Here is a 14,010-nt window from a genome sequence, read left to right as displayed (position 1 = left end):
GAAGTTGTTGTTGGATATGCCCCTACCGGGCACGCCTCGGCGGGTTTTTCCTCTTCCACTCCGCCATCCAGATGCCGGCGGCCTCGACCTCTGCGGCCTGCAGCAGGGTCAGCGTCTCACGATCCCACGGCACCCCGTACCCATCGGCCAGAGCCCGCACCTGCCCCCAATCGAGCCCGATGGGAGGACCGCCCAGGGCCGGATAGCGCCACACCCGCTCGGCCATCGTGAACAGCTCGAAGATGGGCCAGACACCCGACCAGACCCGCACCACGTCCGGGGCCGGATCGGCCGGGCTGTCGTCTTCGGCCCCGTCCGGCGCCGGTTTTCCCGTCAGCTCCGCCCAGTCCGTGGCGGTCGGACGGGCTGACACCGTCCGCCGCTGGGCCGGGGCATCGCCGCCCGCCCAGCGGCGGACGGCGGCGATCAGTTTCCCTTTTTTGGGTCTCCGTTGATGACCAGGCGGAAGGCCGCCCACAGGGCGTTACGGACGGCCCGGAACTGGCACAGCCGCTCGATCAGCTCGGGCGAGTATTCGCAGGGCGTCCCGTCCTTCTCGGCGAAGCCATGGCCGGCCGGCAGGCCGACGATGAACGCCTTCAGCTGCTCCACCTGGCCGAGCCTGGCCGTCTTGCGCAGCTCGGCCAGCTTCCTGTCCAGTGCGATGCGGGCTTCGTCGTCCGCGGCCTCCTCGCGCTCTGTTTCGACGTCGGTGATCTGGCGGTTCAGCTTCTCGTTGTGACGGGCGACCTCCTCCAGCACGTCGTCCAGTTCCTCTTCCATCGGGATCCGGAAGGTGACGAAGGCAGTGCGCGTGACGAAGGATTGCTTGGGCGCCGATCCCGTCGTCCGGGTGGATGTGGGCACCTGGATCAGGACCGGGGCGTCGACGGTCAGGCGGTCGTCGAGGATGAAGGCGGCTTTGCTCATGAACTTGGGTTCCTTGCTGGCGGTCAGGCGGCGGCAGAGGCGAAGATCGACCAGTCGGTGCCCTCGGTCGTCGGCACCGCCTTGCCGGACAGGTCGAACATGAAGTCCTTCTTGCTCTCGCCCGGCTTGGGCGGGTCGAGCTGCCAACGGTCGGTCCGCAGCACGACCGCCTCGCCGGCGGCCGAGCCGTGCTGCAGCACGAAGGCGCCGAACGCCCGGCTGGTGCAGAGGGCGAAGAAGTCGACCGAGGACATCGACGGTGCCTCGATCTTGGCGCTGAACATCGCCTTGGCGTCCTGGATGCGGGCGCCCTTGCGGCCGACCCGCGTCACATACTCGACGGTGTTGCCGGCATCCCAGCCGAAGGTTTCCAGCACCACGTCGTGACCGAACAGCTGGGCAACAGGCGTGTTTTCCGTGCTGACGACCAGCGGATCGGGCCAGTCGGTGTAGACCGGCTCGATCTCGACATCCAGCGCCGGTGCCGCATAGTCGGCCGTCACCTCGACTTCCCAATACGGGTAATCGTCGGCGGCGCCGGTCGCCTTGATCGTGCAGCGTCCGCCCAGCATGCGCCACAACTGCACCTGGTCGGCGTCCTCCGGATCGGGCAGGGTCAGCACCATTTCGAGGCTCTTGTGTCCGGCGCGGTCGCTCGACGGGGTGTAGGTGCAGCCGGCAGGCGTCAGGGCGATGGTGAAGATGTCGCCGATGACGAAGGGCGTGCCGATGGCGTCGGGGGTGATGACCGCTCCACCCGGCAGGGCGAAGGGCGACGCCGTGGTCATTACGACGCCGGTCTGGTTATAGGCCGGCTGATCGCCGGCCGCCGGCGCCGACACGGTGAAGGCGGCCACGCCGCTGCCGCCGGCGGTGGTGCAGGTCAGCGTCGCGATGCGCGGCAGGACGCCGCCGAACATGGTGGTGCGGGTGTAGGTGAAGGCGCCGGCCCCCGACGTCTTCGTCGCAGTCGCAGCGATGGTGGCGGCCGGGGTCGCCGCGACCTGCGCCCGCACCGCACCGCCCGCCCGGATGAACCGATCCCAGCAGGGGATGCCGGTGCCGCCGGTTCCGGCGCCGACCAGCGCCACCTTGGCCGACAGCTTGCTGCGCTTGTTCAGCAGGATGGACGCGTTCGCGCCGTTGAACGGCTTGACGTAGGGCAGCTCCTTGGTGTCCGCCTCCAAAGGCGTCCAGGTCACGTCCCACAGCCGGACGGCGTCGACGCCGGCCAGCGACGCGGCGCCCTCTCCGAAGGCGGTCTCGACGGCGGCCAGGACCGTCTTGTGGTCCCAATGGACCGGGTAGCTGGGCAGGGTCGCCATGCTGGCTTACTCCTCGCCGCGGGTGCGGCGCTTGCTGGTGGTGGACGGCCCGGCGGCCGGCGGTTCCGGGGTGGTCGGGGGCGCGGCCGGATCGACCGCCTGGACGGTCTCGACCGCGGCGCCGGCGGCTTCGGCTTCGGGCGGGGCCGCAGTGCCCGCGGGCACCGGGCCGGCGGCCTGGTCGTGGACGATGGTGTCGATGGCGCGCTTCATGAGACTTCCTTGGCGTGCAGTTTCCACTCGGTGACGAAGGACAGGGTGCTGGCGACCGCGCCGGCCGATCCGGCGCTGCCCAACCCCTGCAGGCGGCTTTCGGTGACGGCGAAGGCGACATAGCCGGCGGCCGGCGTCCAGCCGGCGAGCGCCGTGACCGCCGCCAGCTCCAGCGGCCAGACCGACGCGCGGGCCTTGTCGCCCGAGGCGTCGCCGGCATGGCTCTGCACCAGCACCACGGCGACACCTTGCACGATGTCGTGGCTGACGGCGCCGACCCGGCGCTGGAAGGTGGCGTTCCACCCCGTCGCGACCACGAAGGCGGCCGGCAGGCGCTGGGGCAGCCGCTTCTCGGAAATCAGCTTGGCGAAGTCGGTTTCGCCCTTGATGTCCGGCAGGGTCTCGGCTGGAATTTTGTCGCGGAGGCGGGCCTGTACCGCCTCGACCAGATCGATCGGCGTGGTCATGACGCGGCGCCCAGCCCGCCGGCGCCGGCCAGCCAGTCGCGGGCGATCTCGCCCAGAACGGCCATGCCGCTCTCCGCCAAGCCGAGAAAAGGACGGGCCGGCATCGTGACGTCATGCGCCTTCACGGTATGAACCTCGCTGTAGTTCGCCCGCGACTTCTTGGCGAACTTCCAGTCACCAAAGGTGCGCGACGCCCGCCATGCCGCCGAGCCGGTGTTGCCGGCATGGTGCCAGTAGAGCGTCTGCTGTCGGGCCTGCCGGTGGACGGTGCCGCCGAACTGGTGGATGGCGGCATAGACGACATTGGTGCCGACTTCGAACTCGGTCCGGCCGGCGCGGCTGGTGATGGACTGGCGCAGCCGGGCGGTGTCGGTCAGCGTCTCGCCGTTCTCGGCCAGGGCGCGGAGCGACGGCGGCCAGGGGTTGCCGTCCGGATCGGTCTGGGTTTCGAACCGGCGCTGGGTGTCGAACTCGACCTGTGCCGCCAGCTGCTCCATGAGCCCGGTCATGTCCTGCGCGGAAGCGGCCAGCTGGCCCAGCAGTTTGCGCAGGTCCGCGTCGTCGATCCTGATCGAAGCGCCGGTGGGATCGGCCATCACCAGCCCCGCAGGTTGTCGCGACCGAAGACGCGGTCGGAAGCCACGACCTCGATCCCGTCGGCCGTCGCCGCCGGCGCGGTGGTGCCGCCGACGTCGAGACGGACGGCGCCGCCGGCGATGTCGCGCAGGGTCCGCATTGCCGCCTGATAGTCGGCGGTCACCTTCTCGGGCGCGATGTCGATGTGCAGGGCGGCATAGGTCAGGCGCGCGGCCACGTCGGTCAGCAGCGCCGGCACCTGCGCCAGCGGCAGGGCGTAGCGGCCGGACAGATGCCCGTCGATGACGCTATCGGCCGACGTGATCGCCTGGTCGAGCACAGTGTCGACGATGGCGTCCTGATAGGGCGCCTCGCGGTCGGTCAGCTCGCGGAGCTTGGCTTCGGTGTAACGGGCGATCAGGACGGGCTTGGTGGCGTAGGACATGGCGGGCTCGCAGGATGGTTTGACGTCGGTGGCGGATCAGGGTGGCGACCTCATGATCCGCCGCCCCGCCGGTCAGGCGCCGGTGCCGTCCGGTGTGGGATCGTCCGGCTTGGGATCGGCGCCCTTCTTCTTGCTTCCGCTCCTGGTCGACGAAGCCTTGCCGGCGCCCTCCTCAGCGGCCTCCGGATCGGCCTCCATGACGATCAGGTTCCGTTCCGCCTTCAGCGCCTTCACCTCGTCTTCGGTGAAGGTGCCGGCGCGGTGGCGAACCTCGGCCGGCGGGTGATGCACGCCGCAGCGGCGGAAGCCTTCGGCCGGGCGGGCCGCGATCAGCAGGTCTTTTTCCATGCTCGGTTACTCCGGTCAGGCGAGCCAGGGAACGACGACGAGCTGGGCAGTGCCCTTCCACTCGTTGTCCTCGCCGTTGGCCTTGCGCTGGTTTTCCACGACTTGGCGGCCCTTGCCCTCCAGCGACGGCGGGACGAACAGATGCGTCGGGTTGACACCCAGCGGGCTGCCATGGTCGCGCTTGAGCGATGACATGGACGAACGGGCGGCGGCGTAGTTGTCGTGGGTCAGGTCCGCCTTGCTGCCGAAGGCGAGCTGCCAGAAGCCGAAGCCGACATTGGCGCGCCCATCCACGCCGTACACGTATTCCTTCTTGTCGAAGACCACTTGACTGGTCGGCGCGTCCATCCGGACGAAGTCGAAGGAGCGGCGCTTCTGGTAGACCACCGGCTTGATCATCCGGCTGAGGTCCATCAGGAACCACGGCTGGCCGCTGCCGGACTGGACGTTGGACACCGACACCGTGCTGCCGTCTTCGTCGATGACCGGATGGTCGGTGTCGAAGAAATACTGGCCGTCGTAACAGGCGGTGCTGAACCCCGTCTTCAGGAACGGGAATACCAGCGTGTCGGGGAAGGCCGCAGTCTGCCGCCCCATTTCGCTGAACATCGGCGCATAGATGCCGAACTTGTCGTCGTCGATACGGTCACGATCGACGCCGACCGTCAGTTCCCACGACTTGTTGCGGATGGTGTAGCCGGCGGCTTCCAGGTTGTGGACGACGCGCGGGCCGACCCATTCGCGGAAACCGGGGATGTCCTTCATCCAGCCATAGGTTTCCTCCGACGTCGTCGACGGCGTTTCCATCGCGACCAGGTTCCATTGGGATTGGACGCTGCCGAACCCTTGCTGGAATGAGGTCTGGAAGCCGGTGTAGAGGGCAAGCAGACTTGTCGGGGTGATGAGCATGGGAGTTTCCTCAGAACTCGACCCAGACGCCCAGGGCGTCCACGTCGCGGATGATGCCGGCCTTCGGCCGGGCAGCCGAGTTGTCGGTCTTGGCGACCGTCTGATCGTCGACCGCGTAGCAGGGCTTGCCGTAGTCGGCGATCGTGATGGCGTCGGTGCTGGTCGAGTTGGCGAAACGGAAGGTGCCGCGGTCGATGCGCACCACAGAACCCAGCTGGGTGGAGCCGGCGACAGTCGACGCCCGGTGCGCGGCGCGGCCGAGCACGGTCAGCGTGTTGGTCGCCGCCGCCGGCACAGCAGCGCCGGCGGCGTTCTGCGCGACCATGGAGCCGGCGAAGATGGTGGTGGACGCCGCGAGGTCACGTTCCAGGTGCGTGAAGCCGCCGGAGCGTTCGGGCGTGTTGCGGTCGTTGGTCAGGGCGGCCATCGCTTAACCCTCCTTGCCGGGCTGCGCGCCCAGCGACTTCTTGTAGGCGTCCTCCGACAGCCCCATGGCGGCGCAGACCGCCTTCTGTTCGGCCGTCAGCCCGCCGCCGGCCGGCGCCCCGCCGCCCAGCTGCTCGCCCGCCTTCAGCACCGGAACCGCGCTGGCGACCAGACGATCGAACAGCGGCTTGTTGGCCGAGGCCAGGGCGACCAGCTCGCCGCGCTGGGCTGGGACGAACTTGCCCGCGCTGATGACCGCGTCGACTTCGACCGTCAGCTTGTCGCCTTCCAGCGCCTGCAGGCGGCTGGACAGGGTGGCGACCTGCGTTTCCAGCAGGGTGGCCGCCGACGCGTTCGCCTTCAGCGTGGTGACCGCGGTGGCGATTTCCGTCGGCGTGGCGGTCTCGGCCAGGCCGGCGGCCGAGGCGATCGCCTTGACCTGCCCGGCGGTGGCCTTCAGCGATGCGACGGCGGTGACGACCTGCTCGGCCGTGGCGCCGGTATCGACGCCGGCGGCGGCACAGAGCGCGGTTGTGGTGGTGGCGGTGGCCTTCAGGCCGGTAACCGCCGCGACAGCGGTCGTCTGGTCGGCGGTCTTGGGCAGGCCAAGCGCCTCCAGCACCGCGGCGAGGATCGGATCCATGGATGTTCCGTGTTGGTGGGCGAGTGCGGGGAGGTCGGACAGCGCCGGCCGGTTGGTCAGGCCGGCGCCGATGATGCGGGTGACCTGACGGTCCTGCGTGTGCCGGAAGGACGGCGAGATGAACCGGTACTCCTTGGCGGCGATGGCGCGGGCGCCGGCCTCGGTCCATTCGACGTCGGCCTGGATGCCGTCGGCCGTGACCAGCAGGCCGGTGATCCAGCCGGACGCCGGCGCGGCACCACCCTTCGGCGCTGCCAGGTCGGCGGCATGGTCGTAGTCGATGGCGAGCAGCCCATGCGGGGCCGTCGCCAGCGAGGCGGCGACCACGGCCGCCGCGTCCTTGACCGTCCAGGGCTCCCGTCCATCGTTCGGCGTGACGGTGCCGACCGGCAGCAGCCGGATGCGACGGGGCGCCACGCCGTCCGCCGTGGTCAGGTCGGCGAAGAAGGCGCAGGTGGCGACCGCTTCGCCGGCCGGGCCGGTGGCGCAAAGGACCGGCGCCGGCACTTCACGGGTGCCGGCGCCATGGGGCGGGATCGGGGATCGCTGGATCGTCATGCCGTCATTCTGACGGGGATGACGGAAGGATGAACCGGGGCGAGTTGCGAGGGGGTTTCGGCCGATTTCGAGGGTGGCGGCGTCCATGCGCGGCACCCCTTTCGATCCGATGGTGCCGCGCCGGCCGTTTAAACAGGTTTTTAAACCGGTCCGGGGGTCCGCCGCCGCCGTCGTGCGTCGGATGTCGGCAAAGCGCATCAGCGGCTGTCTGGCGGGACTTTACCTGATCGGCCCGCGCGCTTATCTATAGGGGCGAGCCTGAGGCCAGTGACAACCGGGAAACCGCCGGTCCGGTTCGGTGGGCGGGAGACCGCCGACTGTCACGGGGAAAGTGGCGTGCCCCCCTGACCTCAGGCCATCACACGATCTTGGTGTAGCGCGTGTGCCCCTCGATGTCCGAGGGCTGCAGCAGACCGCCGGTGGTGACGAAGTTGCCGCGGATGCTCGCACGGGTGCCCGGCTCCTTCGTGGCGAAGTTCACCCGCACCACGATCTTCCCCAGCTTGCCGTCCCGGCCGGGCGGGTCGAAGACGTAGAGTAGCGCCGGATCCTGAGTGTCGAAATAGACCGCCTGCGGCTCTGCCAGAATGGCCGGTAGTGCCTTGACGTCGGCCGGCAACAGCCGTTGCGCCTCCTTCTTGGCGTCGCGCATCAAATGCGACAGCCCCTTGTCGGTGACCATCAAGGCGCCGCTCTCCGGCATCATGTCCGGCCTGTTGTCGGCCAGCCAGGTGACCACCTTCGGCGCCAGCGTGCCGACCGGCCGCATCTCGCCACGCGGCCGGGCGAGGGCGAGGCCGTCGACCCACTCGCGGAACTCCGGCCCGATCTGACGGGCCAGCGTCTTGGGGTCGGCCACCGTCGCCGCCAGTTCGGGCGGCAGGGCAGCCATTTTCTCCAGCAGCTGGCGGGCGGCCGAGGCCGTGCGCGCAGCCTTGCCCTTGTGGTAGCCGAAGCCTGGATCGACGCCGGCCGGCACCTCCACCGTCTCGCCGGTGCGGTTGTTCACCCACGGCCGCGGGTCGAGCGGCGGCGGTGTGGCGGTCTCGGTCCAGCCGTTGCGTTCCAGATCCTTCGCCGACAGTTGCTGCAGGGTGCAGCGGCAGCCCCAGCCGCAGGGCGGGCTGTGGGTGTCCCACCAGGGATGTCCGACCTTCAGGATCGTACCGTTCCAGGCCAGATGTTCGGGCCGCGTCCGCTCGTCCTTGACAGCGACATAGCGGAGATAGGGCCGCGCCGGCGCCAGCCGGTCGATCCGCTCCCATTGGCCGGCGGCCATGGACATGCGGACATTGGTGTCGAAGATCGTCTTCAGCCGGCGCGGGCTGCCCAGCTGCACCACCTGTTCCTCACCGGTCAGCGGATCGGTGTCGATCGCCTTGCCCCACCAGCCGCGGGCCTGCAGCAGCGGCTCCAGCCCCTTGCGCCACTGGTCGAAGGACTGCCCGTCATTCAGCGCCGCCACCAACGATCGGTGGACGTCGGCCAGCAGGTCGACCTCCATCATCTTGGCGACGGTGAAGGCGACGGCATGCTCTTCCTGCCAGACGTCCTTCCAGCTGAAGGCGACCCGGTAGCCCTTGGCTTCCAGGAAGCGGATCGCCTGCTCGGGTGGCAGGGGGTTGAGGGTCGGAACGGCCATGGCTAGTCGACTGCTCCCACACGCGCGGCCACACGGGCCATGAACTGTCCGCGGGCCAGTGCCTCGCGCAATGCGCCGGTATGGTCGTCGCCAGCGGCCGCGACCAAACGGGACACGAAGTCCTCCGCACTGGCCGCGTCTTCAGCCGCCGACAGGATGGCCGTGACCAGCGGCGCGGCCATCGGTTGCCAGTCGCCCAGCAGCTCGTCCACCAGACCGTCCACGGCATCGCCCTGCCCGGCCGGCTGTTGAGAGGTCAAGGCCGGGGCATCGGCAGTCACCGCCCGATCGGGCGGCGGCGCAGACGCGGCGGGCAGCGCCGGCTTGCTCAGCAGTTCGTCCGTCTCGTCGGGATCCGCGAAGCCGAACTTGTCGCGAACTTCCGACATGCTGACCTTCAGCCCCAGCGGCACCAACTCCTTCAGCGCCGACAGCTGCAACGTCAGATCATCCTGCGCCGGCCGGCCGATCCGGATCGTCGGATAGGCGTTCCGCGGCCCCATGTTGAGGCTGACCAGCGGCACGATCAGATCGCGCTTCAGCGTCACCGCCAGTTGGCGGGCGTCGGCGCGCTCGATGTCTTCCTGAACCTGCCGGTGTTCCTGCCCGACCGCATGGCCGCCGGCGATCGCATCGGTGGTCGCGGTCTGGCCCAGCACCAATTTGCTGGTCTGCCTTTCGAAGAACTCGACCAGCCCTTGGAAGACGGCGGCGTTGGCGGCGGCTTTGCTGGCCTCGACGAACTCCAGTTGCATGCTGGCCGGGATGATGGCGGCGGCATCCGAGGCGATGTTTCGCACCGCCCGCAACAGGGCGGCATGATCCGCCGGCGACGCCTCCGGACCATACTTGCCGACACGGATCGGCTGGCCGTAGGTCTCGACGAAGGACAACCAGTCCTTGGTCCCGAAGGCGGTGAAAAGCCACGCCCAACAGGCTGGCCGCGCCAAGCCGCCGCGGATCGGGATCCCGGACTTCGTCTTGGGCCGGTGGACGATGTACTTGAAGGGGTCGAGGTCGATGCCGTCGACGGCGCCGCCGTCGCGCAGGCGCAGGGTGGTGCCGTCGATCCGGTCGAAGACGAACCACCGCGGGTCGCGCCAGACGATCCGCGCCGGCATCCACTGGCGGCCGGAGGTGTTCCAGACGATTTCCGCGACGCTGAAGCCCTTGCCGATGCCGTCCAGCAGGTCATAGAGGATGTCGGCGAAGGCATCGTCGGCGATCGCCAGCCGCACCAGGTCGGCGGCCTCGACGTCGTCCGGCTGGTCGCTGGCGGCCTCAACCGTCACGTCCAGTTGGGAGACGGACAGGCGGCGCGTGCCCATCACCGACCGGAAGTGGATGAACTTCTCCTCGATGTCCTCGGCGAGGGCCAGATAGGCGCTCGGATCGCCCTGTTCGGCCGACAGCAGGATCGAGCCCAGCTCCCGCGGCGTCAGGCCATGCGATGGATGGTCGGCCAGCACCTGGCGCACGCCGGTCACGGTGGGACCGGACAGCTCCTCGGTCAGCACCTCGCGGACGATGGGCTTGCCGGTGTTCGGGTCGAGGATCGGAGAGGTCACGCGGATCGCGGGCATGGGTCGCCTCAATAGCCGCCGGCGCCGAACAGGCCGCCGCGGTCGTCGTCGTCGATGAAGTCCGGCAGGTCGCGGCGCTTGTTGGCTTCGGCCGTCCGGGCTGGCGTGTAGTCGTACTCGGCCGTGGGCAGCCGGCTGGCGTAATGGGTCAGGACGGCGGCAATGGCGGCGTCGCCATGGCGCTTGTTGCCGTCGGCCCCGGTCGTGCGGGCCTGTGTCCGCTTCAGCTGGGCCACGCCGTCGCGCATCTCCAGCTGGCCGAAGTCGACCAGCACGTCGGCATTTTTGGGCAGCAGGATCGACGAGCCTTCCATCGCCGCCTTGAACGGCGGCATGTTGACCCGATACCACTCGGTCGAGAACTTCACCTCCTCGATCCGCGCGGCGCCGAACAGCTGGCGCATGCGCTCGGCCAGACTGGCGCCGTTGCCGCCGGCGTCGAGCGCGCCCTTCACAAAGCGCGGCAGCCGGTCCAGCACGAAACGGACGATCAGCTTCTGCTCTTCATCCGGGACGTTGCGCAGTTCCATCATGAAGGCCGCGCGCAGGGTCAGGTCGGACATGATCTGCGCCGGCATCCCGACGGAGGCGTCGCGCAGCCGGGCATAGTCGTGGCCGTAAACCGACATTCGGTCCGGGTCGAGCCGGCTCAGCAGCGGCTCCAGCGTCTCCTTGCACCAGGCGGTGGCGAGCGCAGTCCGGGCATAGTCCGGCAGATCGACGAAGCCGGGTTCGCACTCCCACCGCACCACCGGGATCTCGGACGACATGCGCGCCTGCACCAGTGCGCTCGGCAGCCAGACGCCGCCCTTGTTCTTCGGGATGACGTGCAGCTCTTCGTCCGCCGCGTCGCCATAGCTGCCGACGATCTCGGCCCGCCAGGCGGCTTCCTTCTCGGCCGTCCATTCCTCGCCCTTGACGAGACAGATGCGCTTGTAAAGCCCGTCCTTCAGCGCGTCGTCGAAGGTGACGCGCAGCACGGCATAGGGCTTCTTGCCGGCGCGGCAGTCCTCTATCAACTGGTTGAAGGGATGGCCTGTGCCGTTGTGGGTGCTGATGACCGCGACCTTGCCGCCCCAGATCAGCAGCGCCATGGCCGACTTCAGCAGCTCCGACAGATCGTCGTGGAAGGCGGCCTCGTCGATGATGACGAAGCCCTGCCGGCCGCGCAGGCTGCGTGGGCGCGAGGCCAGGGCGACGATCTCGAAGCCGCTGGCGAAGGTGATGCGGAACGCCTTGATGCCATCGTCCGACCCGTCGTCGAACACCTCCTCCGATGTGGCCGAACAGGCGCGATCGAACAGCCGCGCCCATGCGCCGGCCGTGTCGATGAACTCCCGCGCCATGTCCAGGTTGTAGCCGATATAGAGCGTGTCCATGCCCTTCGCCGATTTCTCTGCGGCAGAGGTCAGGACGGCGTCGGCGGCGATCGCCCACGTGTAGCCGATGCGGCGGGACTTCTCGACGACCACGACCGAGCAGATCGCCGTCGTCTCCAGCAGCCGCTTCTGGTAGGCCAGCAGCAAGTCCAACGGCGGACCGCCGTTGTGACCGAGTGAGGGGATCTCGGTCGGCAGGCGCTTGAAGTCATCCTCGACGGCTGGCCGGAGCTTCATGACGCCTTCCGGATGCCGAGGAAGTCCTTCTTGATGTCGGCGATGGTGTCGGCCGACAGGCCCTTGCGCTTGGCCGTGGCCTCCATGACGGCGATCGCGCGCTTGTCCGCCTCGGTCTGAAGACGCAGGATCAGCTCGGCGTCGGTCTTGCGGGCCGATGTGAGCTTTTGGATGGAGCTGGTGAGGAACATCACCTGTTCGGGATCCAGCTTGGCGCCTTCGCCGTCCTCGCCGTTTATCAGGTCGAAGATCAGCGTCTGACACACTTCGATGTTGAGCCGGGCAATCCGCGTGTCGGGTTCGTCACCAAGTTGGCGTACCAGCCCCTCGGCCATGGCGCGTGACCGACGTAGGCGCTCGCCGACCTTGTCCATGGTTTGCACATAGCGACCGACCGCCGAGCGCGACACGTCCAGATCGATGCGGCCGGCGATACGAAGTTCCTGCAGCTTGGACAGCAGCTCGTCGATGGTCCATCCGTCTTCCCGCAGGCGCCCCAGCTCTTCGCGGATTTCCTTGGGCAGACGGTCGAGGGTCGAACGCGCCATCAGGGGCGTCCTCGTGCAACGCCATCGACCCGCGTGCGACCTTCGGCGACGTCTTCGCCCGCGTCGGTGAGCATCACCACAAGATGCCAGTTGGGAACCGGGCTCACCACGATCAGCCCGGCGCTGCCGAGCCAGTCCAGTTCTTCCCGGACCACCGCGCCGCTGGCGGCGAAGCCATACAGCCGGGCAACGTCGGCCAGCACCGTTTCAGGGGAGGTGTAGCCGGGCACCTTGGTCAAAGTGCGCAAGAGGTTCAACCGAAGATGCCGGCGCCATTCGATCATCGGATCGACGTCGACCGGATCGGGCAGAGTGTTGTTGTTGTCCATCCCAGCGCCTTTCAGAAAATTGAGGGAACCTTCACGCCCTCAACTTTTTCATGCCCATCCGCAACGTTCGCACCCCGCGCCGTGATGGAGGCGACCATGACGGTGTCCTTGAACATTTCCAGGGTGACGAGACGCCGTTCCTTCAGCCATTCCAGCTCGGTGCGAACCACCTCACGGGTCAGGCCGCGCCGATGGCCGAGCTGCTGCAGCCCGACTTCCAGGATGCTGTCGTTGGCGCTGCCGCCGGCCTCCTTCAGCAGTCGGAGGACGACCAGGCGGCGGTCTTCTTTCAGATGGGCCAGGAAGGCGCTGTCAGCGGTCATGAGTTCGCCCTTCTCAAGAACTCGTCCATGATTTGAACTTGACGGTCGGTGCGTTCGAACAGCGCGACGAAGCCGTTCGCGCGCTCTTCGAAAACGGCCAGCTTGCCTTCGACGCGGGTCAGCTGAAGGGTGAGGGTCGCCACGGCCTCGGCGGTCGGCAGATGCTCGATCGCGGTCTCGACGCGATCCAGGCGACCGCGCACCGCCATCGCCGCTTCCCGCATCTCGGCCTCCCTCTCGTGACGCGACTTGCGCTCGGTATCGATCGCCTCGTTGCGCGCCTTCGCCTCGGCCGCCAAATCGTCCTTGGAGGCGAACCGTGCGCGGACCGACCAGCCGACCCAGGCCAGCACCAGAGGGGAACCGATGGCGATCGAGACGGCGATGACCGGCCACCATTCCTTCAGCCAATCCGGCATCATCACAGCCCCCGCTCATGTCGTTCCTGGCAGTCCACACAGCGGGTCGCCGACGGCAGGGCCGCGCGGCGGGCTGGCGGGATCGCCGTGTCGCAGTCGATGCAGGCGGCCGAGCCGGCCTGCATCAGACGGCCGCGCACGGCGGAGATCGCCCCCGCCGTGAGGAAGGCGCTGCGCGCCTCCCCTTCGTCACCGAAGTCCACGGCCCGCCCTCATAAGCTGCTGGCCGGCTGCATGACCGGCAGCCCCGTGGACGACGGCACCGGCGCCACCAGATCGACCCGGCCGAGCAGTCGTTCACGCAGCCCTTCAGGGTCGATGTTCAGTTCTTTCAGGACGCCCGGCATCTTGGGGGCCAGATAGCCGGCGGCGACCGCCACCAGTTCGGACCGGGTGTCGATGCTGGTCAGCGCGGCGCCCTTCTGCAGCGCCTTCTCGCGGGCGTACATCAGGGCGTAACCCATGCCCTGTTCCAGCCGCTCGACCAGCAGGCTTTCGCGACGCACATGCAGCAGGTCGGCGCCCTTCTTCACGGCCCAGCCGAGCAGGGCCGAGATGCCGACGAAGAGATAGTCGACCAGTGTGGACAGCAATTCGGGCGGCAGCTTGATGGTGTAGGCGTCGGCGTCGGCGGCCAGAGCGCGGTTGGCGATGAAGAAGGCGGTGGCGAGCGCGGCCAGCACCCATATGAAAATGCGCAAGACGGGCTC

Annotated in this window: 20 protein-coding genes; all 20 read right to left on the bottom strand. The window is 68.5% G+C overall.

From position 1 onward, the window contains the following. Positions 1–22: 22 nt before the first annotated feature. The 20 genes from ABMY26_RS32325 to ABMY26_RS32230 all read right to left on the bottom strand — a co-directional run bounded on the left by ABMY26_RS32325 (position 23) and on the right by ABMY26_RS32230 (position 14,001). On the bottom strand, positions 23–373 hold the full coding sequence (locus ABMY26_RS32325; RefSeq protein ID WP_372400290.1) for a hypothetical protein: 351 nt from the start codon (positions 371–373) through the stop codon (positions 23–25). Positions 374–426: 53 nt separating this feature from the next. Then, on the bottom strand, positions 427–930 hold the full coding sequence (locus ABMY26_RS32320; protein ID WP_372400289.1) for a hypothetical protein: 504 nt from the start codon (positions 928–930) through the stop codon (positions 427–429). A gap of 23 nt (positions 931–953) precedes the next feature. After that, positions 954–2,255: a hypothetical protein gene (locus ABMY26_RS32315; RefSeq protein WP_372400288.1), complete on the bottom strand. Its 1,302-nt coding sequence runs from the start codon at positions 2,253–2,255 to the stop codon at positions 954–956. A gap of 6 nt (positions 2,256–2,261) precedes the next feature. After that, positions 2,262–2,468, bottom strand: a complete 207-nt coding sequence (locus ABMY26_RS32310) for a hypothetical protein (RefSeq protein ID WP_372400287.1) — start codon at positions 2,466–2,468, stop codon at positions 2,262–2,264. Then, complete coding sequence (locus ABMY26_RS32305) at positions 2,465–2,935, bottom strand: hypothetical protein (protein WP_372400286.1); 471 nt, start codon at positions 2,933–2,935, stop codon at positions 2,465–2,467. The genes ABMY26_RS32310 and ABMY26_RS32305 overlap by 4 nt, the downstream gene beginning before the upstream one ends. Further along, the gene (locus ABMY26_RS32300; protein ID WP_372400285.1) at positions 2,932–3,531 is read right to left on the bottom strand and encodes a phage virion morphogenesis protein; all 600 of its coding nucleotides are present in this window, start codon (positions 3,529–3,531) and stop codon (positions 2,932–2,934) included. Before ABMY26_RS32300 ends, ABMY26_RS32305 begins: the two co-directional genes overlap by 4 nt. Then, positions 3,531–3,956, bottom strand: a complete 426-nt coding sequence (locus ABMY26_RS32295) for a gp436 family protein (protein WP_372400284.1) — start codon at positions 3,954–3,956, stop codon at positions 3,531–3,533. Before ABMY26_RS32295 ends, ABMY26_RS32300 begins: the two co-directional genes overlap by 1 nt. A 72-nt stretch (positions 3,957–4,028) precedes the next feature. After that, positions 4,029–4,304, bottom strand: a complete 276-nt coding sequence (locus tag ABMY26_RS32290; RefSeq protein WP_372400283.1) for an HI1506-related protein — start codon at positions 4,302–4,304, stop codon at positions 4,029–4,031. Positions 4,305–4,319: 15 nt separating this feature from the next. After that, the gene (locus ABMY26_RS32285) at positions 4,320–5,213 is read right to left on the bottom strand and encodes a Mu-like prophage major head subunit gpT family protein (RefSeq protein WP_372400282.1); all 894 of its coding nucleotides are present in this window, start codon (positions 5,211–5,213) and stop codon (positions 4,320–4,322) included. 10 nt (positions 5,214–5,223) lie between these two features. Next, a complete protein-coding gene (locus ABMY26_RS32280) occupies positions 5,224–5,640 on the bottom strand; it encodes a hypothetical protein (protein WP_372400281.1) in 417 nt (138 codons plus the stop codon). 3 nt (positions 5,641–5,643) lie between these two features. Continuing rightward, the gene (locus ABMY26_RS32275; RefSeq protein ID WP_372400280.1) at positions 5,644–6,840 is read right to left on the bottom strand and encodes a phage protease; all 1,197 of its coding nucleotides are present in this window, start codon (positions 6,838–6,840) and stop codon (positions 5,644–5,646) included. A 358-nt stretch (positions 6,841–7,198) separates the two neighbouring features. Then, a complete protein-coding gene (locus tag ABMY26_RS32270; protein ID WP_372400279.1) occupies positions 7,199–8,482 on the bottom strand; it encodes a phage minor head protein in 1,284 nt (427 codons plus the stop codon). A gap of 2 nt (positions 8,483–8,484) precedes the next feature. Next, complete coding sequence (locus ABMY26_RS32265) at positions 8,485–10,065, bottom strand: DUF935 domain-containing protein (protein WP_372400278.1); 1,581 nt, start codon at positions 10,063–10,065, stop codon at positions 8,485–8,487. A gap of 8 nt (positions 10,066–10,073) precedes the next feature. Further along, positions 10,074–11,681: a hypothetical protein gene (locus tag ABMY26_RS32260; RefSeq protein WP_372400277.1), complete on the bottom strand. Its 1,608-nt coding sequence runs from the start codon at positions 11,679–11,681 to the stop codon at positions 10,074–10,076. After that, positions 11,678–12,229 carry a DUF3486 family protein gene (locus tag ABMY26_RS32255; RefSeq protein WP_045585011.1) on the bottom strand — a complete coding sequence of 184 codons (552 nt, stop codon included), beginning with the start codon at positions 12,227–12,229 and terminating at the stop codon, positions 11,678–11,680. Before ABMY26_RS32255 ends, ABMY26_RS32260 begins: the two co-directional genes overlap by 4 nt. Then, positions 12,229–12,558, bottom strand: a complete 330-nt coding sequence (locus ABMY26_RS32250; RefSeq protein ID WP_372400276.1) for a hypothetical protein — start codon at positions 12,556–12,558, stop codon at positions 12,229–12,231. Before ABMY26_RS32250 ends, ABMY26_RS32255 begins: the two co-directional genes overlap by 1 nt. 11 nt (positions 12,559–12,569) lie before the next feature. Then, on the bottom strand, positions 12,570–12,881 hold the full coding sequence (locus tag ABMY26_RS32245; RefSeq protein ID WP_372400275.1) for an ArsR family transcriptional regulator: 312 nt from the start codon (positions 12,879–12,881) through the stop codon (positions 12,570–12,572). After that, positions 12,878–13,303 carry a hypothetical protein gene (locus ABMY26_RS32240; protein WP_372400274.1) on the bottom strand — a complete coding sequence of 142 codons (426 nt, stop codon included), beginning with the start codon at positions 13,301–13,303 and terminating at the stop codon, positions 12,878–12,880. The genes ABMY26_RS32245 and ABMY26_RS32240 overlap by 4 nt, the downstream gene beginning before the upstream one ends. After that, positions 13,303–13,503: a TraR/DksA C4-type zinc finger protein gene (locus tag ABMY26_RS32235; protein WP_372400273.1), complete on the bottom strand. Its 201-nt coding sequence runs from the start codon at positions 13,501–13,503 to the stop codon at positions 13,303–13,305. The genes ABMY26_RS32240 and ABMY26_RS32235 overlap by 1 nt, the downstream gene beginning before the upstream one ends. Before the next feature lie 9 nt (positions 13,504–13,512). Beyond that, on the bottom strand, positions 13,513–14,001 hold the full coding sequence (locus ABMY26_RS32230) for a hypothetical protein (protein ID WP_372400272.1): 489 nt from the start codon (positions 13,999–14,001) through the stop codon (positions 13,513–13,515). Positions 14,002–14,010: the final 9 nt, after the last annotated feature.

It is taken from the genome of Azospirillum sp. HJ39, from assembly GCF_041507355.1.
Classification (GTDB): domain Bacteria; phylum Pseudomonadota; class Alphaproteobacteria; order Azospirillales; family Azospirillaceae; genus Azospirillum; species Azospirillum thiophilum.
Note: the sequence above shows the minus strand (reverse complement) of the source record. Positions and strands in the feature narration are given on the sequence as shown.